This window comes from Hymenobacter latericoloratus (genome assembly GCF_014199535.1).
In the GTDB taxonomy this organism is placed as follows: Bacteria; Bacteroidota; Bacteroidia; order Cytophagales; family Hymenobacteraceae; genus Hymenobacter; species Hymenobacter latericoloratus.
Genome location: NZ_JACHNV010000003.1, coordinates 311,289 through 331,504, shown reverse-complemented (window position 1 = coordinate 331,504; position 20,216 = coordinate 311,289). Strand labels below are relative to the sequence as shown.

General features: G+C 59.1%; 19 protein-coding genes and 2 tRNA genes. 12 read left to right on the top strand and 9 right to left on the bottom strand.

Annotated elements, in window-relative coordinates; translation table 11 throughout:
- The first annotated feature begins 66 nt into the window (after positions 1–66).
- The 6 genes from GGU46_RS11860 to groL all read left to right on the top strand — a co-directional run bounded on the left by GGU46_RS11860 (position 67) and on the right by groL (position 6,129).
- Entirely contained in the window at positions 67–1,395 is a 1,329-nt protein-coding gene (locus GGU46_RS11860; protein WP_183403753.1) for a sigma-54 interaction domain-containing protein, read from the top strand.
- Positions 1,376–1,909 (top strand): LptE family protein, encoded by a 534-nt coding sequence (locus GGU46_RS11855; RefSeq protein WP_215906337.1) that lies wholly within the window; start codon positions 1,376–1,378, stop codon positions 1,907–1,909. Before GGU46_RS11860 ends, GGU46_RS11855 begins: the two co-directional genes overlap by 20 nt.
- A gap of 105 nt (positions 1,910–2,014) precedes the next feature.
- Positions 2,015–3,436 carry a hypothetical protein gene (locus GGU46_RS11850; protein WP_183403752.1) on the top strand — a complete coding sequence of 474 codons (1,422 nt, stop codon included), beginning with the start codon at positions 2,015–2,017 and terminating at the stop codon, positions 3,434–3,436.
- Positions 3,437–3,829 carry a preprotein translocase subunit SecG gene (gene secG / locus GGU46_RS11845; protein WP_183403751.1) on the top strand — a complete coding sequence of 131 codons (393 nt, stop codon included), beginning with the start codon at positions 3,437–3,439 and terminating at the stop codon, positions 3,827–3,829.
- A gap of 332 nt (positions 3,830–4,161) precedes the next feature.
- On the top strand, positions 4,162–4,452 hold the full coding sequence (gene groES / locus GGU46_RS11840; protein ID WP_119656410.1) for a co-chaperone GroES: 291 nt from the start codon (positions 4,162–4,164) through the stop codon (positions 4,450–4,452).
- A gap of 39 nt (positions 4,453–4,491) precedes the next feature.
- Entirely contained in the window at positions 4,492–6,129 is a 1,638-nt protein-coding gene (gene groL / locus GGU46_RS11835; protein WP_183403750.1) for a chaperonin GroEL, read from the top strand.
- 392 nt (positions 6,130–6,521) lie between these two features.
- Here the strand turns inward: groL and GGU46_RS11830 are convergent, their stop codons facing one another.
- Positions 6,522–7,946 carry a peptide MFS transporter gene (locus GGU46_RS11830; RefSeq protein ID WP_183403749.1) on the bottom strand — a complete coding sequence of 475 codons (1,425 nt, stop codon included), beginning with the start codon at positions 7,944–7,946 and terminating at the stop codon, positions 6,522–6,524.
- Positions 7,947–8,199: 253 nt separating this feature from the next.
- Here GGU46_RS11830 and pckA point away from each other — a divergent pair, with 253 nt between their 5' ends.
- On the top strand, positions 8,200–9,813 hold the full coding sequence (gene pckA, locus GGU46_RS11825; RefSeq protein WP_183403748.1) for a phosphoenolpyruvate carboxykinase (ATP): 1,614 nt from the start codon (positions 8,200–8,202) through the stop codon (positions 9,811–9,813).
- A gap of 42 nt (positions 9,814–9,855) precedes the next feature.
- Here pckA and GGU46_RS11820 read toward each other — a convergent pair whose 3' ends face one another.
- Entirely contained in the window at positions 9,856–10,413 is a 558-nt protein-coding gene (locus tag GGU46_RS11820) for a hypothetical protein (RefSeq protein WP_183403747.1), read from the bottom strand.
- 115 nt (positions 10,414–10,528) lie between these two features.
- On the opposite strand from GGU46_RS11820, the gene GGU46_RS11815 reads away from it, so the two are divergent.
- Positions 10,529–11,314 carry a S1/P1 nuclease gene (locus tag GGU46_RS11815; RefSeq protein ID WP_183403746.1) on the top strand — a complete coding sequence of 262 codons (786 nt, stop codon included), beginning with the start codon at positions 10,529–10,531 and terminating at the stop codon, positions 11,312–11,314.
- Positions 11,315–11,436: 122 nt separating this feature from the next.
- Here the strand turns inward: GGU46_RS11815 and GGU46_RS11810 are convergent, their stop codons facing one another.
- The gene (locus GGU46_RS11810) at positions 11,437–12,525 is read right to left on the bottom strand and encodes an SDR family oxidoreductase (protein WP_183403745.1); all 1,089 of its coding nucleotides are present in this window, start codon (positions 12,523–12,525) and stop codon (positions 11,437–11,439) included.
- Positions 12,526–12,921: 396 nt separating this feature from the next.
- Here GGU46_RS11810 and GGU46_RS11805 point away from each other — a divergent pair, with 396 nt between their 5' ends.
- Positions 12,922–13,659: a 16S rRNA (uracil(1498)-N(3))-methyltransferase gene (locus GGU46_RS11805; protein ID WP_183403744.1), complete on the top strand. Its 738-nt coding sequence runs from the start codon at positions 12,922–12,924 to the stop codon at positions 13,657–13,659.
- Here the strand turns inward: GGU46_RS11805 and GGU46_RS11800 are convergent.
- Complete coding sequence (locus GGU46_RS11800; RefSeq protein ID WP_183403743.1) at positions 13,644–14,342, bottom strand: hypothetical protein; 699 nt, start codon at positions 14,340–14,342, stop codon at positions 13,644–13,646. The two genes, GGU46_RS11805 and GGU46_RS11800, sit on opposite strands and share 16 nt — an antisense overlap.
- Before the next feature lie 139 nt (positions 14,343–14,481).
- On the opposite strand from GGU46_RS11800, the gene GGU46_RS11795 reads away from it, so the two are divergent.
- On the top strand, positions 14,482–15,147 hold the full coding sequence (locus GGU46_RS11795; protein ID WP_183403742.1) for a DUF4159 domain-containing protein: 666 nt from the start codon (positions 14,482–14,484) through the stop codon (positions 15,145–15,147).
- 83 nt (positions 15,148–15,230) lie between these two features.
- On the opposite strand, the gene GGU46_RS11790 is transcribed toward GGU46_RS11795, so the two are convergent.
- The 5 genes from GGU46_RS11790 to GGU46_RS11770 all read right to left on the bottom strand — a co-directional run bounded on the left by GGU46_RS11790 (position 15,231) and on the right by GGU46_RS11770 (position 19,309).
- Positions 15,231–15,785 (bottom strand): hypothetical protein, encoded by a 555-nt coding sequence (locus GGU46_RS11790; RefSeq protein ID WP_183403741.1) that lies wholly within the window; start codon positions 15,783–15,785, stop codon positions 15,231–15,233.
- A gap of 95 nt (positions 15,786–15,880) precedes the next feature.
- Complete coding sequence (locus tag GGU46_RS11785) at positions 15,881–16,450, bottom strand: 1-acyl-sn-glycerol-3-phosphate acyltransferase (protein WP_183403740.1); 570 nt, start codon at positions 16,448–16,450, stop codon at positions 15,881–15,883.
- 85 nt (positions 16,451–16,535) lie between these two features.
- Positions 16,536–17,300, bottom strand: coding sequence for a patatin-like phospholipase family protein (locus GGU46_RS11780; protein WP_246398994.1), 765 nt, complete (start codon positions 17,298–17,300; stop codon positions 16,536–16,538).
- Between the two features lie 101 nt (positions 17,301–17,401).
- On the bottom strand, positions 17,402–18,253 hold the full coding sequence (locus GGU46_RS11775; protein WP_183403738.1) for an MBL fold metallo-hydrolase: 852 nt from the start codon (positions 18,251–18,253) through the stop codon (positions 17,402–17,404).
- A 108-nt stretch (positions 18,254–18,361) separates the two neighbouring features.
- Complete coding sequence (locus GGU46_RS11770) at positions 18,362–19,309, bottom strand: acetyl-CoA carboxylase carboxyltransferase subunit alpha (RefSeq protein WP_183403737.1); 948 nt, start codon at positions 19,307–19,309, stop codon at positions 18,362–18,364.
- Positions 19,310–19,564: 255 nt separating this feature from the next.
- On the opposite strand from GGU46_RS11770, the gene GGU46_RS11765 reads away from it, so the two are divergent.
- Both GGU46_RS11765 and GGU46_RS11760 read left to right on the top strand, forming a co-directional pair.
- A tRNA-Asp gene (locus tag GGU46_RS11765) sits at positions 19,565–19,638 on the top strand.
- Positions 19,639–20,002: 364 nt separating this feature from the next.
- A tRNA-Asp gene (locus GGU46_RS11760) sits at positions 20,003–20,076 on the top strand.
- Positions 20,077–20,216: the final 140 nt, after the last annotated feature.

Sequence of the window (20,216 nt, the reverse complement as noted above, 5' to 3'; positions counted from 1 at the left end):
TATCCACTCGCTGCAAAATAAACCACCACCCTTTTTCGTCTACCCCACGAAAACCCACTCTCGACCTTGACTCCTTCCGAAATACAATCTATTAAGCAGCGGTTCGGCATTATTGGTAATGCGGCTTCGTTGAATTACGCCATCCAGGTAGCCGCCCAGGTAGCCCCTACGGACATGACGGTGCTTATCACGGGGGAAAGCGGCTCGGGCAAGGAGTCATTCTCGAAGATTATTCATGCGCTTTCGCCCCGTAAGCACGGGCAGTTCATTGCCATCAACTGCGGCGCCATTCCCGAGGGCACTATCGATTCCGAACTGTTTGGCCACGAGAAGGGCTCCTTTACCGGGGCCCAGGAAGCCCGCAAGGGTTATTTCGAGGTAACTAACGGCGGCACCATTTTCCTGGATGAGATTGGGGAAATGCCGCTGGGCACCCAGGCCCGCTTGCTGCGGGTGCTGGAAAACGGCGAGTTTATTCGGGTAGGCTCCTCGAAAGTACAGAAGACCGATGTGCGCGTGGTGGCTGCCACCAACGTGAATCTGCTCAACGCCGTGGGCGAAGGCCGCTTCCGCGAAGACCTGTACTACCGCCTCAACACCGTCCCGATTTCGGTTCCACCACTGCGTGAACGAGGCGATGATATCTATCTACTGTTTAGAAAGTTCGCCACGGATTTCGCCGACCGCTACCGGGTAAAGCCCATCAGCCTGACCTCCGACGCGGTGCAGGAATTGCAGCGCTTCCGGTTTCCCGGCAACATCCGTCAGCTCAAGAACGTGGCCGAGCAGATGTCGGTGCTGGAAACGGAGCGGGAGGTTGATTCGCGCCGCCTGCGCAGCTACCTGCCCGCCGACCAGAGCAGCCGCCTGCCCATGCTGGTCAGCGCCGCCGGTTCCGCCACCGATGGGGCCGGCAACGCCTACTCGGAGCGCGACCTGCTGTATAAGGTGCTCTTCGATATGCGCCGCGACATGACCGACCTGAAGAAGTTGGTTCTTGACCTCGCAGCCGGTCAGCGCCCCCAGGAAACCCAGGAGCTGCTGCGCCAGAACTCTCATCTGTTCAACAACCTGAGCGTAGCGCCCTACGAGGGCCCGGCGGCCCGGCCCCTCCGCCCCGCTGGTCCGGAAACTGGTCCCGCCGACTATATCCTGAGCCCGCGCGACCTGGACCTGGACGACACCACCGACTACGAGGAAGAAATCCAACGCGTGGAGGACATTCCGCACGAAACCGAGGAGGAAACCCTTTCCCTGGAGGCTAAGGAAAAGGAAATGATTATCAAGGCCCTCAAGAAGCATAACAACAAGCGCAAATACGCTGCCCACGACCTCGGCATTTCCGAGCGTACCCTTTACCGCAAACTCAAGCAATATGATCTGGAACAAGCGTAATTGGGCTTTTGGGCTGGTTTTGCTACTGGTGCTACCCCTGTTTAGTGGCTGCGGGGTGTACTCCTTCACCGGCACCAGCATCGACCCTACTGTAGAGACGATTTCCATTGCCACGTTTGCCAACAACGCCAACAATGGTCCCTCCTTCCTGGCCCCACGGTTTACCGAGGACTTCAAGGACTATTTTCAGCGCAATACGTCTCTGAAGCTCGTACCGCGCGACGGCGACCTGCAGTTTGAAGGGCAGATCATCGCCTACGACTTCGCTCCCGCCGCTATTCAGCAGCAGAACGGGCAGGACCGGGCCGGGGCCAACCAGCTCACCATTCAGGTCCGGGTGAAATTTACCAACACCAAGGACCCCAAGCAGGACTTCGAGCAAACGCTACAGACCAGTGAGCCTTTTCCTGCTACCCGCGACATCACCAGCATCAACAACGACCCAACCGTTCTGAGCCGGCTATTTCGCAACATTATCAGTGATGCCTTTAATAAATCGGTAGCCAACTGGTAGGCATACACCCAGGAGTAGTATCCTGCCTACCCCGCTCCTATGCGGCAGTCCTGCGCTAGGGTAGTACCTTCGCGCCCAATCTTCCTTCCCATTTACCTTTCCTGTATGACCCGCGCGTCGCTTTTGCATATCCTGGACCACGTAAACGGAATTTCGAATGCCGAAGTCCGGGAGCTGGAACAGCTGGCGGCCGCATTTCCTTACTGCCAGACGGCCCACGTACTCCTGGCCAAAGCGGCCCACGACCGGGGCAGCATGCTGGCCAGCCAACGCCTGCGCCGGGCGGCTACCTACGCCGCCGACCGCAACCTGCTGCGCCAACTGCTGGAGCAGCCCGCTACCCCCGAAATAGCCGTAATGGTTCCGGAGGCAGTTGCACCGGGCCAGGCAGCCCAGCCCGAGGCGGATGTTTTCGCGACGTTCCTGCCCGATAGCTCCGTTGCCACGTCGGCGGAAGGACCTGGTATTGAGCCAGCGCTGCCAGAACCTGCTTCCGGTGCGCCTCAGGTTGAAGAGCCCGTTGCGGTAGTTGAAGCGCCTCCCTCAGATGAGCAAGAAGCTCAGGCACCTACCCCATCCATTGAGCACCAGGAAGAGCCGGTAACGGAGCCGACGATAGAGCCTTTATCAGAAGTCGAAGCAACTTCTACGGCAGATGTGCTGGTGCTAGAGCCGGAGATGGTGGCCACCACGCCTACCTCCGAAGAAGCCCCGGAACCTATTACCGAGCAGCCCGCGGCGAAACAGCCTGAAGCTGAGGAAGCCGAGGCAGATCAAACCTTCTTCCAGGAAGTTGAGCCAATACAATCTGAGCCGGACCCTGCCCCCGCTGAGGCCACGAGCGTGCCGGAGCTAGTTTCCAGTGAAGAAACTGCGCCGGAGGCCGACCTGCTGCCAGCGGTGGCCCCACCCATCCGGCCGCCGGCCGACGCCGGTATTTCCCGCTTTGAGTTCGGGTTAAGTGAGCCGGACCTGCCGGCCCCTTCGGGCTACCTGCTGCCCGGCCTCGATGACGCGGACGAAGAAGATGAGTTGCCTACCCTACGCAACACCAGCGCCCCGCTCCCGGTCGTTTCAGCCCCGTTCCGCTCCGACAAGGAAGTGGGCTACGCACTGGGCGCCGGCAGCCGCCTGGGCTACGACCTGCAGCCCCACGATGGCTATACGCTTGATCTGCCGCTGGATGCTTTCTTTGAGCCCGATGCGCTGCTGCTGGCTTATTTAAAAAACAACAAGCCCACACCTCAGGCATCTTCCCTGGACCTGATCAATCAGTTCCTGAAAACTCAGCCCCGCATCAAAACGCCGGTTGGGGCGGCGCTTCCCGCCGAAGAGCAGGCCGACTTATCGGTGCGTAGCACCAGCACGCCGCCCGCGCTGGCCTCTGAAAGCCTCGCCAAAATCATGGTGCGGCAGGGAAAACGGGAGAAGGCCATTGAAATATATGAGCGCCTGATGGAGCGACAGCCCGAAAAAAAGGCGTACTTTGCCGAGCAAATTCAACAACTGCAACAATCCCCGGAGTAGATGTACTACGCTCTTATTGCCCTGATTCTTCTTGTTTGCCTGCTGCTGGCGTTGGTAGTGCTGGCCCAGAACCCCAAAGGCGGCGGAATTTCCAGCCAGTTCGGCGCGGGTGGCGCGGCCCAGCTCATGGGCGTGAAGCGCACCGGCGACTTGCTTGAGAAGCTAACCTGGGGCTTCGCTATTGGCCTGATGGTCCTCAGCCTGGGCACCCACGTAGTAGGTGGCGCCTCCGAAGCGGGTCCGGTTCGCAGCATCAACCAGCAAAAAGCGCTGGAAACCCGTATTCCCGCTACGCCGGCACCGGCCGTTCCGGGCGCGGCAGCCCCCGGCGCTCCGGCCGGTGCGCCCGCTACGGCTCCGGCCGCTCAGCCCACCCCAGCCCCGGCCCAATAACGTATTGTCTTTTCGGCCTTGAAGCCGGTAGCCCCCCCGCGGAGCTACCGGCTTTTTTGTTTCTTATCCAGTTCCCTACCCCTTTCCGGTATGAAAGCCCTGATTTTCTAGCGTCGCACGGCCAACTATTCGACGAAAAGGGCGTACAGCCGCGCAACCTCCGCCCGCAACGGGAACTTTTTCCTGTCAGACCTGACAGCCACCAATGCAATCCTGACGCACAATTCGGGTAAAAGCGTCCATTCTGTCAGGTTTAGCGGGGCTGGCACAGGAAGTGTAGCTTGCCCTTCACCGTCTTACTTCAAGTAAACCTTTCAACCAAAACGTACAATATGTCGCTTAGCATCAAACCGCTGGCTGACCGCGTAATCATTGCGCCGGCCGCTGCCGAGGAGAAAACCAAATCGGGCATCATCATCCCCGACACGGCTAAGGAGAAACCCCAGCGTGGCGAAGTAGTTGCCGTAGGCGAAGGCAAAGTGGCCGACAACGGTACCACCATCAAGCCGCAGGTAAAAACCGGTGACCAGGTGCTGTACGGCAAGTATGCCGGCACTGAAATCACTGTGGATGGTCAGGACTACCTCATCATGAAGGAGTCGGACATTTTCGCCGTACTGTAAGCTTTTCCTTTCCCTGATTTCCCAACACCCGAACCCAAGATGGCTAAGAACATCCAATTCGATACCGATGGCCGCGACAAGCTGAAGCGCGGCGTTGACAAACTAGCAAACGCAGTGAAGGTAACCCTGGGCCCCAAAGGCCGCAACGTGGTTATCGACAAGAAATTCGGCGCGCCGAGCATCACCAAAGACGGGGTGACGGTAGCCAAAGAAATTGAGCTGGCCGACCCGATTGAGAACATGGGTGCGCAGCTGGTAAAAGAAGTTGCTTCCAAAACCGCTGACCAGGCTGGTGATGGTACTACCACTGCTACCGTATTGGCCCAGGCTATTTACGCCGCTGGCTCGAAGAACGTAGCCGCCGGCGCTAACCCTATGGACCTGAAGCGTGGCATCGACAAGGCTGTTATTGCTGTGGTTGCTAACCTGAAGGCACAGTCCAAGAAGATTGAAAACTCGTCGGAAATTGCCCAGGTAGGTGCTATTTCGGCCAACAACGACATGGAAATCGGCAAAATGATTGCCGACGCCATGGATAAAGTAGGCAAAGAAGGCGTTATCACCGTGGAAGAAGCGCGCGGCACCGAAACCGAGGTAAAAACGGTGGAGGGCATGCAGTTCGACCGTGGCTACCTCTCCCCTTACTTCGTGACCAACCCGGAGAAAATGGAGGCGGAGTTCGACAACCCCTACATCCTCATCTACGACAAGAAGGTGAGCACCATGAAGGAGCTGCTGCCCGTGCTGGAGCAGGTTGTTCAGACCGGTAAGCCCCTGGTTATCATCTCGGAAGATGTGGACGGCGAAGCTCTGGCTACCCTGGTGGTAAACAAGCTGCGCGGCTCGCTGAAAATTGCTGCGGTGAAAGCTCCCGGCTTCGGCGACCGTCGGAAGGCCATGCTGGAAGACATTGCTGTGCTGACCGGTGGTACCGTAATTTCGGAAGAGCGTGGCTACAAGCTCGACAGCGCTACCCTGGAGTACCTGGGTCAGGCGGAGAAAGTTATCATCGACAAAGACAACACGACCATTGTAAACGGCCGTGGCGACAAGGATGGTATCACCAGCCGCGTAAACGAAATCAAAGCTCAGATCGGCACTACCACTTCTGACTACGACAAAGAGAAGCTGCAGGAGCGTCTGGCCAAGCTGTCGGGCGGCGTAGCTATCCTCTACATCGGTGCTTCTACGGAAGTAGAAATGAAGGAGAAGAAGGACCGCGTGGACGATGCCCTGCACGCTACCCGCGCTGCCGTAGAAGAAGGCGTGGTTCCCGGTGGTGGCGTGGCCCTGGTGCGCGCCCTGGACGCTCTGGAGGGCGTTGACACCCTGAACGGCGACGAGCGCACCGGCGTGAACATCATCCGCACGGCTATCGAAGCTCCTTTGCGCACCATCGTAGCTAACGCTGGTGGCGAAGGCTCGGTAGTAGTACAGAAGGTACGCGAAGGCCAGGCCGACTACGGCTACAACGCCCGCGAGGACCGCTACGAAAACCTGATGGCCGCTGGTATCCTCGACCCGACCAAAGTTACCCGCCTGGCTCTGGAAAATGCCGCTTCGATTGCCGGCCTGCTCCTGACCACCGAGTGCGTAATTTCCGACGAGCCGGAAGATGAGAAGGCTGGCGCTGGTGTGCCCGGCAACGCTATGGGCGGCATGGGCGGCATGATGTAATTATAGATTAAGGCGGTTTTTCAAATTCCGTTTCGTCTAAAAAAAGCCCTGTTGGCATTGCCAACAGGGCTTTTTATTTAGAAGCCGGTCTATTGCCATGCCCGATATTGGATGCGTCCGGCTAGATGGCTACATGCTAACACTTAGGCCTTTAGCACGGCAGGTTTGTGCTGGCATCAGGGGTAGGCGAATAGTATTCAACGATGCAAACGGCCCGAGCAGTGCAGATATCAACGGCCAGATGCCTCTAAGCTTCGAATCGGCGTAGTGTAGGTGTTGCTTTCAATTATCTGGGTAACAAACAAAAAGCCCCACTGGCAACTGCCAATGGGGCTTTTTATTCATCAGAGCGGAATCTATGTAATCCAAAAAAAACCGTCTGAATCCGTGATTTAGCCGCGGCCGTGCATCATGTAGAACAGCTTCTTGGCAATGGCAATCAGAATCAGGCCAGCCAGGATTACGAAGCCGGCAATCAGGCCAAATACCTTCAGGGCGCCGAGTTCTTCCACGTAGGAGGCAATGTAGCCCCCGGCAATCTGGGCCACGAAGGGCGCCAGGAACCACACTCCCATCAGCATAGAAGTAAGGGTAGGCGGCGACAAGCGTGACACCATCGAAAGGCCCACCGGCGAGAGGCACAACTCCCCAATCGTATGGAAGAAGTACGTAGCCAGCAGCCACAGAATGCTTGCCTTAATGGTCTGGTCGGCTACATCGCCGCCGCGCTCCAGCACGGCGCCCACCATGAACAGGAAGCCCACACCCAGCAGCACCATACCTAAACCCATCTTCACGGGAATGCTCAGGTCCTTGCCTTTGCGGCTCAGATTTACCCACAAAGCCGCCACGGGTGCGCCCAGCAGCACGATAAAGCCGGCGTTTACGGACTGGAACCAGGAAGTCGGAATCAGGAAGCCTGCTACCTCGCGGTTGATGTATTTATCGGTGTAGAGGGTCAGCGAAGAGCCGGCCTGCTCAAAACCGGCCCAGAAGAATACCACGAAAAGCGTGATAATGAAGATAACGGCCATCCGGTCAGTTTCCTCCTTGGTAAGAGGGGCCTTGGCAACGGTTTTATCCTCGTTCTGGCCTTCGGGGTACATACCCACGTCGCCGAGATATTTCTTGCCCAGCAGGTTAAAGGCCAGCTGACCCAGCAGCATGCCAATACCGGCGGCCAAGAAGCCGTAGCGGAAGCCGTAGCTGGCCACCTGCTCTACCCCATCTACCACCGTCTTCGTGGCGAACATATCTTCGGCCAGGTAGCCGCACACGAGCGGCGCAATAAAGGCGCCCGTGTTGATACCCATGTAGAAAATAGTGAAAGCCGCATCTCGGCGCGGGTCGCCCTGGGCGTACAGCTTACCTACAATGGTGGAGATATTCGGCTTAAAGAAACCGTTGCCCAAAATCAGGAGCAGCAGGCCTATCACCGTTGGCCAGGGCAGGCCAAAGAAGAAGGCGTCCGCTGACAAGGCGGGCTGCATGAACAGGAAAAACTGCCCCACGGCCATCGTCAGGCCCCCGATTAGAATAGCCCGGCGCTGCCCGATGTATTTATCAGCCAACCACCCGCCCAGGATGGGAGTCAGGTACACGAAGCCGGTGAAATAGCCGTAGATAAGCGAAGCACTGGCCGCGTCGATACCCAATCCGCCCTGAATTGCCGTTTTCGACAGGTAGAGCATAAGCAGGCCGCGCATACCGTAGTAGCTGAACCGCTCCCACATTTCGGTGAAGAAGAGGAGGTAGAGCCCCGGCGGGTGGCCCTGTTTCGCAATCGGCTGCTCCTGAACAGCGGAGGTTGTTTGCATGAACGTGAAGGAAGAGGTGTGATACGTAAGCTAGCCCCCGCGAAACCGTAAGGCTAGTTGGTAAAGCTACAAAAGTTTCTTAACCCTGGTGTGCTAACACTCGTTAGGCGAACATCAGCTTATAGTTCAGCCCCGCTAATAGCGAATTTTCGCTATTTTTTGGTCAAAAGCCGTGCCCACCTCAGGTTTTTGCCTATTTTTGTTCGCCAATTCCCCCAATTTCCCACCCACCCAAATTTTCGTTTTCGGCCCTATGATGGACTCCGCCGCCAACGCCCGCCTCGCCCCTTTGGGCATTTCCCGCGCCGCTCAGGTACACCTTAACCTCACCCCTGCCGAGCTGGTAGAAGAAGCCCTGCGTCGGGGCGAAGGTACCCTCACGGACACCGGCGCCCTCATGGCGGATACCGGTGCCTTCACCGGCCGCTCGCCCAAAGACCGGTTCGTAGTAAAAGATGCCAACACCCAGGACAGCGTGTGGTGGGGCGACATCAACATCCCCTTCGACGCCGACAAGTTCGACCAGCTTCACCAGAAGATGGTGCAGTACCTGGAAGACAAGGAAATTTACGTGCGCGACGCCTACGCCGGCGCCAACCCTACCTACGAGCTGAAGCTGCGGGTGGTGAACGAGCTGGCCTGGCACAACCTATTTTGCTACAATATGTTCCTGCGCCCCACCGAGGGCGCTGACACGAGCTGGACGCCCGATTTCAGCATCATCTGCGCCCCCGGCTTCGAGGCCGATCCGGCCGTAGATGGTACGCGCCAGAAAAATTTCGCTATTCTGAACTTCACCAAGAAGATGATTCTGATTGGGGGTACGGGTTACGCCGGCGAAATGAAGAAAGGCATTTTCGGAGTGCTCAATTACCTGCTGCCCCACGAGCGGGAAACCCTGAGCATGCACTGCTCGGCCAACGTGGGCAAAAACGGCGACACGGCTATCTTCTTCGGCCTCTCCGGTACGGGCAAGACTACCCTCTCCGCCGACCCCAACCGCGGCCTCATCGGCGACGACGAGCACGGCTGGACGCCCGACGCGGGTATCTTCAACTTTGAGGGCGGCTGCTACGCTAAGGTGATTGACCTCTCGGCCGAGAAGGAGCCCGAAATCTGGAACGCCATCAAATTTGGCTCTATTGTAGAAAATACGCGGTTTGTGCCGGGTACGCACACAGTGGACTACGCCAACAAATCCGTAACGGAAAACACCCGCACGGCCTACCCCATCAATTACATTCCGAATGCCATTGAGCCTTCGGTAGCCGATGCCCCCAAGAACATTTTCTTCCTGACGGCCGATGCTTTCGGGGTGCTGCCTCCCATCAGCAAGCTCGATAAGAGCCACGCCATGTACCACTTCATGTCGGGCTACACGGCCAAGGTAGCGGGCACGGAAATGGGCGTAACCGAGCCCCAGACCACTTTCTCGGCTTGCTTTGGCGCCGTTTTCCTACCCCTGCACCCGACCAAATACGCCGAGATGCTGGGTAAGAAAATGGACGAGAACGAAGTGAACGTGTGGCTGGTGAACACCGGCTGGACGGGTGGCTCCTACGGCGTTGGCTCGCGCATGAAGCTGAGCTACACCCGCGCCATGATTACCGCCGCCCTCAACGGCGAGCTGGACGACGTGACCTTCCACAAGCACCCCATCTTCGGGGTAGAAATTCCGGCCGCCGTGCCCGGCGTACCCACTGAAATTCTGGATGCCCGCGACACTTGGGCCGACAAGGAAGAGTACGACCGCACGGCTACCGACCTGGCCCATAAGTTTGTAGCGAACTTCAAGAAGTATGCGGATTACGCCAACGAGGAAATTCTGGCTGGCGCTCCGAAAGCTGAGGTAGTAGCCAGCGTGTAGCTGAAGGCGACTTAGTTTGTGCAAAGGCCCGGTTAGCTCAAGCTAGCCGGGCCTTTCTTCGTAGGCTGCTACCTCTATCTGGTGGCCTAACCGTTGAAACCACTTCCGCAGCTGCTCATACACGCGGTAGTCAGCTTCTACATCTTGGCCGCTTTCCGTTTGCATTACGTTGCAGCCAAAGCAGATATTCAATACGCCCACTAGTTCATGCTCCGCGTTGTAGAAAGCCAGCGCATCGCGGAAAACAGGCGCACACATCATGTACCGAAGGTCTTGACAGGGTGTTTGCAATATCCGGCCTAGCTCCTCTACCTCTAGTGAACCACGGTTGAGCGTAGCGGTGGGGGTAGCCGTGATATGATAAGCGCGGTTGGCATTCGTGGTTAGGCGGGTTTGCAAGTCATTTTGCCGCTCGATGCGTCTTAGCCGCTCTCGGAGTTCTGGTAGCTCTGCAGGGGTAGCGGTAAGAAGCGCCCTGCGGCTAGTGTCTTTTTCTTGGCGCATGGCCGCCAGCAGATGCTGCCATTTCGGGCCGCGCAGCAGAGAGTACGTGGTAAGGTAGTCGAACTTAAGACTGCGCCAGTAATCTGCGGTGTGCATAGCAAGCGTGGTAGTGGGGGATTTTCCAGCCGGAAGTAAGTTTACGCGGAATAATACCAGATATCCTTTTCAAAGGCGCTATTTTTGCGGCCACACACCCTTCTTTTTCCATTGTATGCGTAAGCGTCTTCTTCCGCTGCTGCTGTGCCTGTTGTCGCCGCTGACCCTCTGGGCCTGGGGCGCCGATGGCCACCGGGCCGTGGGCAAAATTGCCGAGAATCACCTCAGCCGCAAGGCCCGCCGCGAGGTGCAGCGCCTGCTGGGCACGGAAACCCTGACCCTGGTCAGCACCTGGCCCGATGAAATCCGCTACTACCCGGAGTTCAAGGAAACGGCTCCGTGGCACTACGTGAATACCCCCTCCGGCCTGCCCCGCGACCAGTACATTCAGCAGGTAAAGTCACAGACCACAGCCAATGCCTACAGCGCGCTGGAAGCCCAGCTCCGGACCCTCGGTGACCCCAACAAAACCCAGCAGGAGCGTGCGGCGGCCCTTAAATTTGTGGTTCACCTGGTAGGTGACATCCACCAGCCCATGCACACGGGGCACGCCGAAGACAAGGGCGGTAACGACATTAAGCTCAAGTACCGCGGCCGCGACACCAACCTGCACAGCCTCTGGGACAGCGGCCTGCTCGACTACCAGGGCCTGACGTACACCGAAATGGCCCAGCAGTACGACCAGAAACTGCGGGGTCGTCAGATCCGGGAAATGCAGGCAGCCGCGCCCGAGCAGTGGCTCTGGGAGTCCTACCAGCAGTCGGAGAAGCTCTACCAGGAAACGCCGGCCGGCACCGATGTGGACTACAAGTACTATCCCGCCCACGCCGACCTGATGCGCCAACGCATTGTGGAAGCCGGCGTGCGCCTGGCCGGGCTGCTCAACAATACGCTCGGCTAATTCAGCCCTCCTTTAAACAAAAGAGCCCTTTCTCCAGCTGGAGGAAGGGCTCTTTTCTTATTAATAGGTAGTCGGCCGGACATCAGAACAGCTAAACCGACGCAACGATGATGCCTTTCAGCTTAGTTATCGTGGAAGGCCAGGGCGCTGATTTCCTCGTTTTTGCCGTTGCTGCTACCGCTGCCACTCTTGCTGCCGCTTCGGTTTTTGCCGCCTAGCCAGGCCGCCAGCGCTACCCCTACTCCTACCAGCAAGGCCGTGCGCAAGGCCGGGCTACCAGCCGTTACGGTTTCGGTGTAGAAGCTGGTTTCGCGGGTGTGCCCGGGGTAGTTACCACGCTCTTCCAGGGCGCCCATGGGCCGGTCGAGGGCATTTTGCTGCAGGGGGCGCGGGGCATAATCGGCTTTCTCCTGCTTGGAGAAGGATTTCTCCATAAACTTATCCAGCAGGGCGGGCGTCCAGTGCTCCATGCCAATCATGGCCTTACCGCCGCCCCCTACTACCACCGAGCGCTCCGGGGTAACGGCGCAGTGCAGAATAGCCTTGGCTACCGTTTCCGGGGCGTAGGCGGGCGGCGCGTGCTTGGCCTCGCGCTCCATAAAGTTTTTGGAGTGAACGGGGTACGGCGTGTCGATAGCTGCCGGCTGAATCAGGGTTACGGCAATGGGGGCACCATCCATTTCCAATTCCATACGCAACCCATCGGTAAAGCCTTTCACGGCGTGCTTGCTGGCGCTGTAAATGGTTTGCAGAATGGCCGTGATGTCGGACAGGATGCTCCCCACGTTGATGATGGCCCCGCCCTTCTGTTTCAGGTGCTTGGCGGCTTCCAGCGAGCCGTTCACCAGCCCCCAGAAGTTTACTTCAAACAGCTGGCGCATATCCTCTACGGGAACCTCCTCTACTTTGCCATAGATGGAAACGCCGGCGTTATTGATCCAGGTATCGAAGCCGCCGTAGGTGTGGGCCGCTTCACGGGCCAAGCGCCGCACATCTTCGGGCTTGCTGACATCGGCCACCACATAGGTAGCGCGGCCCCCGGCCTGGTTGATTTCATCGGTGAGCTGGCGCAGGGCATTCTCGCTGCGGGCAGCCAGCACCAGTTTGGCGCCGGCTTTGGCCGCCATGCGGGCCGTTACCAGCCCAATGCCCGAGGAGGCCCCGGTAATGACGATGGTCTGGTTTTTGAGCTTTTTGAGTTTAACTGCCATGGGTGATTGTGGTTACGGCACGGGAGGAAGAGCACAGATATAGTAGCGGTTACTGGTTAACGGCAACCGGGGTTACACCTGGCCCCGGCATTTCTTCAGGGCGGGAGAGCAAGCCCGCCATTAGCCGAGACGCCCGCGCAGGGTAGCTCCAGCCCCCACCCGGCCCGGGTAAACAGGTGGGTCAGCAGGGTGCTTCCACCGGGTCATGCTCCATGTCAGATCTGGGCGAGGCTGATTGCGCAGGGCGTACGGTGCGTATGTGGCAAGACGAAACCCGTTGTTAGTCAAATCATTTCTTCGGTGCCGGAGCCTGGAAATACCTGGCCGGCTGGCTTCAGCGCCCGGAAGACGCCAGTGGGGTAGCCGGCTCTGGTCTATTCGCCGTAGTTTTGCGGTATGGCCCATACGTTCTACGCCCCCCACCTCACCCTGCCTACCTATACGCTTCCCGAAGATGAAAGCAAGCACGCCGTGCGCGTGCTCCGCCTTGGACCGGCTGATGTGGTGGTGCTGGTTGACGGCCGCGGCGGTGTGTACCAGGCCCAGGTGGAAGCGGCGGACGCCAAGCGCTGCCAGTTGCGCATCCTGCAAGAGCAGCAGGTAGCCCCCCGCGCTTACCAGGTGCACGTAGCGGTGGCTCCCACTAAGAATCTCGACCGCATGGAGTGGCTGGTGGAGAAGGCCGTGGAAATAGGCATTGACACCCTGACGTTCCTGCGGTGCGCCCGCTCGGAGCGCCGCGAGCTAAAGCTGGACCGCTTGGAAAAAATAGCCGTCAGCGCCCTGAAGCAGTCGGGGCAGGCGTGGCTGCCGCAGCTCATGGAGCTTACGGATTTTGCCCGTTTCCTACCCACCGTTACGCCTGCCACCACGTTCATTGCGCACTTGGAGGACGGCGAACGAACCCCTCTCGCGCGCGTGGCGGCGGCTGGGGCAAGCTGCTGCATCCTGATTGGGCCCGAGGGCGACTTTACTCCCCAGGAAATTACGGCCGCTTTTGCCCGGGGCATCCGGCCCGTGACCTTGGGCTCCTCCCGCCTCCGCACCGAAACGGCCGCCCTGGCGGCCGTACATACGGTACATATTGCCAGAGAATTAGCGGGTGCTGCGCCCCTCACTCAGGCCACAACATAACGGATTTCGGAGTCGTTGCGAAACTCCCGCGAGTCGAAGACCACGCAGGTAATTTGCAGCCACAGGTGCATGATCTGTTCCAGATCTTCGGCGCTGGACATTGGCACTACGGCCAGCAACTTGTCCTTCTGATCGTAGTAAGCAAACTCCAGGTGGCGTAATTGCCGCACTTGCTGCCTGTGAATGGAGTACTCGCGGCGGTGGCGAATCAGCTCCGGCAGGGTAAGAATAGCGGTGCGCCGCACGCGCCGGATGGACACGCTCAACCGGACCGATTTGCTCAGGATCAGGTGGAAGCCCTTAATCTGCCCGGCTAGTAGTTCCTCCATGCACTCCCGTAGCACCGTAGTGGCGGGGTTAGGAGCAGGCAGGGCTGCCTCCAGTTGCTGCTTTTCCTGCTCGTACTTCCGCAGCATTTCAGCAGGAAACCTGGCTTCCATCGGGACGCGGGCCTTTGTTTTCTTCAGATAGCGGATCTGCCGGCCCAGCCGATCCACCTCTTCGGCGTGCGGGTTATGCAACGCTCGGAGGGTTTGCAGCTGCTGCGTCACGAGGTACAGCCCCTTCTGAATACGGGCAGCAACCCGGTAGTCGCGCTCCTGCACTGCTTCCCGTAGCTGTTTAGCCAGTGCCCGTTGTTCCCGCGTGTAGTAATTTAGTAGCAGAATAAGTTTATCGTTCATGAGAGGGGTAGCACTATATCTTCTGAAAAGTAACCGTAATTCAAGGCAAGTCAGCGAATTTGTTCCCTGGTGCGGCCGTTAGGGCATGAGCCCTCGTGCGCTTTCGCACCTTCCTGCTTTTTTGCTCTTTTCTGATCTTATGCCCCGGTTTTTCTCGTTTCTGCTCTTTCTGTTACTGCCGCTGCTAGCCGCTGCCCCGGCAGCCCCCAGCTTCCGCATCGCCAAGCTGCATTACGGCGGCGGCGGCGACTGGTACGCCAACAAAACCAGCTTGCCCAACCTCATCCGGTTCTGCAATCAGGCGCTCAAAACCAACATCGACCCCGAGGAAGCCACCGTGGAGCTGGATTCGCCGGAGCTGCTCACCTACCCCTTCATTCACATGACGGGCCACGGCAACGTATCCTTTACCGACACGGAGGCTCGGAACCTGCGGCGCTACCTCACCGGCGGCGGCTTTCTGCACATCGATGATAATTACGGGCTCGACAAGTTTATCCGACCCGAGATGAAGAAGGTTTTCCCCGAGCTGGACTTCGTGGAATTGCCCTTTTCCCATCCGGTTTATCACCAGAAATTTCAGTTTCCGCGCGGCCTGCCCAAGGTGCACGAGCACGACGGCAAGCGCCCCCAGGGCTTCGGCCTGCTGTACAAAGGCCGCCTGGTATGCTTCTACAGCTATGAGTGCGACCTGGGCAACGGCTGGGAGGACCTGGGCACCTACCCCGAGGACACGCCCGCAACCCACGAGGCGGCTTTGAAGATGGGGGCTAACCTGGTGACCTACGCCTTAACACAAGACTAAAAGGGCGCACGAGAAACAGCGCGAGGGGCATCGGGCCTGCGTTATTCACGCGGCCCGATGCCCCTCGCGCTGTTGGTACCTGCCTAAAACTTACGTTGCAGAATTTCCCCCAGAATGAAAGCCGCGCGCACGTCGGCCGGGTTACGCAGGCGGTCAGAAAGAGACGGCGACGACTCTGGACGGTTTTGCTCGCGCGGCTGATACCCCGGCTGGATTTGCGCGGTGGGGCGGGGTAGCGTGGCGGCCCGGCGGGCCGGGTGTACGGGCACTTCCAGCGAACGGGCCGGAGCCGCTTGCTCCAGGGAGCGGGCCGGACGGCTGCTTTTCTCCAGGCTGCGCGGAGCCGGCGTCGTTTCTTTAGGCACAGCCCGGCCCGCCGGCGTTACTTCTTCCTGCCCGGCAGGTTCTGCTGCCGGCGGCCCGGTGCGGTTCTGGGTTTGCATCTGGCGCAGCAGCTCTTCAAAAGCGGTAGCCGGTGGCCCCGGAGCCACCGGGCGCGGGCGGCCGGAGTTGTCGGGCCGGGTAAATTTCCGCTCCCGCTGCTCCCGGGTTGTGGTGGCGCGGGCCTTTTGCACCATTCGCCAGATGAATACCGCCAAGCCAATCAGAATCCAGGCCAGGGTTTGCAGCTTTTCCATGGGTAGTACGCTAGTAACCGGAGAAGATACGGAAAGCAAGCCAACTGCCGGCCCGCTTTTTACTTTCTGCCGAAGGCAAGGCGGGCCGAATCTCCCTACCGCACTCCTTTCTCCGGAAACCGGCCCTGCTTGGTGCGGTAAAAGGCCTTGATTTCTTCCAAATCCTTTTCGTAGTCGCCGGTGGGCCAGAACGCGGGGCCTACCCCGGCTTCCTTGTTTTTGTAGTCGAGGTAGCCCAGCAGAATGGGCACTCCAGCTCCCAAAGCCGCGTGGTAGAAGCCTTTGCGCCATTTGGGCTGGTAGGCCCGCGTGCCTTCCGGCGTAATAAGAATGACAAGCTCCTCGCGCTCCTTAAACAGCTGCACCATACCGTCCACGAGGCTGTTGTTCTTGCTGCGGTCCACGGCCAGGCCACCCAGGCTGCGCACCAGCGCGCCCAGCACCGGAATGGTGGTCCATTCTTTCTTGATGGTGAGCTTCACGTCCACGTCCATCAGAAAAAAGGCGGCGCGGGCGAACATGAAGTCCCAGTTGCTGGTGTGCGGGGCCGCAATCATCATGCTTTTTTTGATGTTGGGCGGCACCTGCGGCCCCAGGCGCCAGCCGGTAATTCGGAACCAGAACTTCGAAAACAGATACCAGAACGTAGAGGTCTTGCGAGCCATGCAGTAAAGAAGGAGGTAGCGGGGAAAAAAGGAAGCCACCAAAAGTCAAAGCTAGAGAAATGCCACGGAAGCGCCACACTTCGGGTTACTCCTGCAGTAATGCCTCCAGCTCCGGGGCGCGGCTTAGGGTGTAGTGGTAGCCGATGTCGAACAGCTCCGGGGCGCGCTTGTACTGGGTCATGCGGAAACCGCCCAGCTCCGGGGGCTCCAGCAGCAGGGCGCACCGCTGCTTGCTCAGAAGCGTATTCGCGCCTACGGTCAGGTTCAGGGTGCGCTCCACAATGCCCCGCAGGGTAGTGATGCGCGGCTCGCGGTGGGGCGGGTTGCAGTGCACCCCCACTACCTGCAGCCCCGGCTTGCCGAGCAGGGCCTCCACGGGCAGGTTGTTGAGCAGGCCGCCATCAACCAAATGACGCTCTTGGTAGTGCACCGGCCGGTAAAGCACAGGCACGGCCGAGGAAGCCAGCAGGGGCGGAATCAGGGGACCCTCCGAAAAATGCACCGATTCCCCAGCCAGAATATCGGTTGCGACCAGCGTGAGGGGTAGGCGCAGCTGCTCAAAGGTGGCATCAGCGCCCAGGTGTTGTTCAAACAGCTTCCCTACCCCCTCACTGCGCAGCAAGCCGCGGCTACTGAACGCAATGCGGGCAACCTGCCCGATGCTGATTTCCTGGAACAGCCGCAGAATCTCGCGCGGTGGCAGCCCGGCGGCGTACAAGGCCCCCGCAATAGCCCCCGACGATACGCCCGCCAGGTGAGCAATAGGGAGCTGCAGCTCGTCGAGGGCGGCCAGCACCCCCAGGTGCGCAATACCGCGCGCGCCGCCGCCGGAAAGGGCTAATCCGAGCATACTATGGGCCAATGAGAGAAAAAAATGAGGTACCGACGCTCTAACGGGGCGCCCCCGCTAAACGTTGGGGCCGCACGGTAGTGGGCGCTTCCGGGGGCGCGTTAGAGCTCGGCCAGCTTCAGCCGGTCGGCTACGCGCACGCCTTTGTCGGTGTGCTGCAGCGTAATGCACTCGGTTTGGGCGTCGTGCTCCAGAATCAGCACCCAGTTCTCATCAGCCGCCCGGCGCAGCACCCGCTCCTTCTCATCGAGGGTTACCAGGGGGCGCAGGTCGTAGCTCATCACGTAGGGCAACGGCACATGGCCCGCGCTGGGCAGCAAATCGGCCATAAACGCCAGCGTGCGGCCTTTGTAATCCAGCACGGGTACCATCATTTTCTCGGTGTGCCCATCGGCGAAGATGATTTCCCGAAAGCAGGAAAGCTCCGCCGGCACCGCGCCGGCCGCGGCATCCACAAAGCGCAGGTGGCCGCTTTCCTGAATGGGCAGAATGTTCTCCTTCAGAAAGCTGGCCTTCTCGCGCGGGTTCGGGGTCACGGCCCAGTCCCAGTGGTTTTGGTTGCTCCAGTAGGTAGCATTGGGGAAGGCTAGCTCCAGCTTGCCATCGGGGGTGCGCACCACCGAGCCGCCGCAGTGGTCGAAGTGCAGGTGGGTCAGGAATACGTCGGTGATGTCGGAGGAAGTGAAGCCCCGCTGCCGCAGCGACTTTTCCAGCGTGTCGTTGCCGTGCAGGTAGAAATGCCCCCGAAACTTCTCGTCCTGTTTGTCGCCGATGCCATTATCTACCAGCACCAGGCGCCCGCCGTCCTCAATCAGCAGGCAGCGCATGGCCCAGGTGCACATGTTATTTTCGTCGGCGGGGTTGAGCTTGTGCCACATGCTTTTGGGCACTACGCCAAACATGGCGCCGCCATCAAGCTTAAACAGGCCGGTATCAAGAGTATGCAGGGTCATGAATGAGAGGAATGTGGGGTGGAATCAGCGCGAAGAAATAAAAAAAGAACGTCACGGGCAGCCCTGCTACCCATGACGTTCTTCGGCGGCCGGCGGCCAGGGAGCCTGCTACCCCACTACGACGCCCATGCTCGCGAACTTGTCGATGCGCTGGCTGATGCGCTCTTCCGGGGGCAGGGCCTCCAGCTCATCCAGGGTCTGCAGAATGGTTTGTTTCAGGGTGGTAATCATCGTGGCCGTATCGGTGTGGGCCCCGCCGAGCGGCTCCTTCACAATGCCATCAATAAGGCCGGCCTGCAGCATATCAGTAGCCGTGGGCTTCATGGCTTCGGCGGCCTGCTCCTTGTAGTCCCAGGAGCGCCACAGAATGGTCGAGCAGTTTTCCGGAGAAATAACCGAGTACCAGGTATTTTCCAGCATCAGCACCCGGTCGCCGATGCCAATGCCCAGGGCACCACCCGAAGCACCCTCGCCGATGATAATGCAGATAACGGGCACCTTCAGCAGAAACATTTCCTTCAGGTTGCGGGCAATGGCCTCGCCCTGCCCGCGCTCCTCGGCCTCCAGACCGGGAAAAGCCCCGGGCGTGTCAATCATGGTGACGATGGGGCGGTTGAACTTCTCGGCCAGCTTCATCAGGCGCAGCGCCTTGCGGTAGCCTTCGGGGTTGGGCATGCCAAAGCGGCGCAGCTGCCGCTGCTTGGTGTTGCGGCCCTTTTGCTGCCCGATAAACATGACGGGCCGGCCGTCGAGTTCGGCAAAGCCGCCCACCATGGCCTTATCGTCGGCCACGGTCCGGTCGCCGTGCAGCTCAATAAACTTCTCGGTCATGCCCTCAATGTAGTCGAGGGTGTAGGGCCGGTCGGGGTGGCGCGAGAGCTGCACCCGCTGCCAGCGGGTCAGGTTCTGGTAGGTTTCCTTTTTAAGGGCCTGAATTTTGGCTTCAAGGGCCGTCACCGCTTCTGATACATCCACCTGGCTATCGAGGGCCAGTTGTTGCATTTCACGGAGCTTGCCTTCGAGAGCGGCAATTGGTTGTTCGAAATCGAGGAGCATTGCCACGGCGGAGTGCGTGTTAAGGAGGTTGCGAGGGGGAATGAGAAGAAAGCAAAGGTAAGCGACGGGGCTGATACCGCCCATGGCCCCGCGCCCCCGATTTTCCTGAAAAATTTTCCTCCTGATAAACAGGCAAAAACAAACGCAACAACGTCTTTTTTCAGGTTTTTTTGCCCCAAGTGTTGCGCAGTCCGATCCGGCCATCTACTTTTGCACCACTTCAACGCCACTCGGGCAAGCGAAGTAGAACACCTTGGTTCGGTAGTTCAGTCGGTTAGAATGCCGCCCTGTCACGGCGGAGGTCGCGGGTTCGAGTCCCGTCCGGACCGCAAAGGCCCTTCAGAGCAATCTGAAGGGCCTTTTGCTTTTACGTGTTTTCACGCGCACGTCTGGTGTTCTGGCCAGGCTGGCCCCCACCAACGCCCCCAGGCCTAGGTAGCGGCTACCGTGCGGCTGGTTTTCATTGGTCAGAAGAAGCCGGCTGGGTATCTTCTCCGGCTGCCACACGGCGGGGAGTAAGGTCATACTGAAAATATTTTTTCAGACCTATCCTGTTTAGTAACAGAACACTATCCTCAAAAAAAGCCCCCTCCTGCCCTACCAGCGCATTTTTTTGTTTGCACAGTCAAAAACGGCCTTCTATATTTGCATCACAATAACGGAAAGCACACGGTTTTCCGGTTAGTGTAAAACGGTTCGGTAGTTCAGTCGGTTAGAATGCCGCCCTGTCACGGCGGAGGTCGCGGGTTCGAGTCCCGTCCGGACCGCAAAAAGCCCCAGCATCACTTGATGCTGGGGCTTTTTCGGTTTTATGCCCTATAAGCAGCTCCCCCCCCCCCCGGGGGGGGGGGGGGGGGGGGCGGCGGGGGGGGGGGGGGGGGGGGGGGGGGGGGGGGGGGGGGGGGAC

Bases quoted from the DNA above. Each gene is read 5' to 3' on its own strand.
- GGU46_RS11785 (WP_183403740.1), bottom strand. From the start codon at position 16,450: ATGGCTCGCAAGACCTCTACGTTCTGGTATCTGTTTTCGAAGTTCTGG.
- GGU46_RS11810 (WP_183403745.1), bottom strand. From the start codon at position 12,525: ATGGCAGTTAAACTCAAAAAGCTCAAAAACCAGACCATCGTCATTACC.
- groL (WP_183403750.1), top strand. From the start codon at position 4,492: ATGGCTAAGAACATCCAATTCGATACCGATGGCCGCGACAAGCTGAAG.
- pckA (WP_183403748.1), top strand. From the start codon at position 8,200: ATGATGGACTCCGCCGCCAACGCCCGCCTCGCCCCTTTGGGCATTTCC.
- secG (WP_183403751.1), top strand. From the start codon at position 3,437: ATGTACTACGCTCTTATTGCCCTGATTCTTCTTGTTTGCCTGCTGCTG.
- GGU46_RS11830 (WP_183403749.1), bottom strand. From the start codon at position 7,946: ATGCAAACAACCTCCGCTGTTCAGGAGCAGCCGATTGCGAAACAGGGC.
- GGU46_RS11820 (WP_183403747.1), bottom strand. From the start codon at position 10,413: ATGCACACCGCAGATTACTGGCGCAGTCTTAAGTTCGACTACCTTACC.
- groES (WP_119656410.1), top strand. From the start codon at position 4,162: ATGTCGCTTAGCATCAAACCGCTGGCTGACCGCGTAATCATTGCGCCG.
- GGU46_RS11790 (WP_183403741.1), bottom strand. From the start codon at position 15,785: ATGGAAAAGCTGCAAACCCTGGCCTGGATTCTGATTGGCTTGGCGGTA.
- GGU46_RS11850 (WP_183403752.1), top strand. From the start codon at position 2,015: ATGACCCGCGCGTCGCTTTTGCATATCCTGGACCACGTAAACGGAATT.
- GGU46_RS11855 (WP_215906337.1), top strand. From the start codon at position 1,376: ATGATCTGGAACAAGCGTAATTGGGCTTTTGGGCTGGTTTTGCTACTG.
- GGU46_RS11795 (WP_183403742.1), top strand. From the start codon at position 14,482: ATGCCCCGGTTTTTCTCGTTTCTGCTCTTTCTGTTACTGCCGCTGCTA.
- GGU46_RS11800 (WP_183403743.1), bottom strand. From the start codon at position 14,342: ATGAACGATAAACTTATTCTGCTACTAAATTACTACACGCGGGAACAA.
- GGU46_RS11780 (WP_246398994.1), bottom strand. From the start codon at position 17,300: ATGCTCGGATTAGCCCTTTCCGGCGGCGGCGCGCGCGGTATTGCGCAC.
- GGU46_RS11770 (WP_183403737.1), bottom strand. From the start codon at position 19,309: ATGCTCCTCGATTTCGAACAACCAATTGCCGCTCTCGAAGGCAAGCTC.
- GGU46_RS11775 (WP_183403738.1), bottom strand. From the start codon at position 18,253: ATGACCCTGCATACTCTTGATACCGGCCTGTTTAAGCTTGATGGCGGC.
- GGU46_RS11805 (WP_183403744.1), top strand. From the start codon at position 12,922: ATGGCCCATACGTTCTACGCCCCCCACCTCACCCTGCCTACCTATACG.
- GGU46_RS11815 (WP_183403746.1), top strand. From the start codon at position 10,529: ATGCGTAAGCGTCTTCTTCCGCTGCTGCTGTGCCTGTTGTCGCCGCTG.